General features: G+C 40.3%; 2 pseudogenes. One reads left to right on the plus strand and one right to left on the minus strand.

Annotated features, from left to right (window positions below):
- Window positions 1-117, plus strand: a pseudogene (locus tag AC19MV_RS23040) (ISAs1-like element ISSpu13 family transposase); the annotation flags it as partial.
- On the opposite strand, the pseudogene AC19MV_RS23045 reads toward AC19MV_RS23040, so the two are convergent.
- Window positions 118-489: pseudogene (locus AC19MV_RS23045) on the minus strand (IS4 family transposase); the annotation flags it as partial. It abuts the pseudogene before it with no gap.
- Window positions 490-613: the final 124 nt, after the last annotated feature.

Raw genomic sequence — 613 nt, forward strand, 5'->3', positions numbered from 1 at the left:
TTAAATCTAGTGAAGCTACATCCCGCTAAAACAAGCCAGAATCAGAAATTCAATAGGGCTTGTTGGAGTGATGATTTCAGGGAAGAGATTATTTTTGGCGCTGGTCAAAAAGTGTAATCAGCCCCTGCACTTAAGGTGAGCGGCATTTTTTCTTTTTGCGACCGGATAACCATTTTTACTGACTTTTAAGCAGCGCGGGTAACTTCTTTCTCGCTTACCCTCCAACTTAAATTGCCTCGCATTCCTTTCTATATCCAAAATCAGTTTCGGCACATTTCCTGGTGCGTATAACGGCATATTAGTCAGTTTGTTGATGATATGAGAAGAAGCATCTCTAAAACTGAGTTGATTTGGAAAGACGCTTTTAAGGGATTTGGCCATTAATATCATTTTGTATCGAATTAAATTATAGGCCAATAATACTCCCCACAGCTCTTGTGTTATTAACTCCGGCAAGTTGCTTCGTAGCGTAAATCTAACGTTAACAATGCCATATATGGACGCTCCCGGTGAGTCAAGACAATACTCTGCTCACCGAAGGCTTTTTGGCCTTAGTTTTCTGTACAACATTCTCACTGTTATCGTTGCTTTTGATTTGCTCATTTACCGCTAG

This window comes from Shewanella sp. MF05913 (assembly GCF_059758095.1).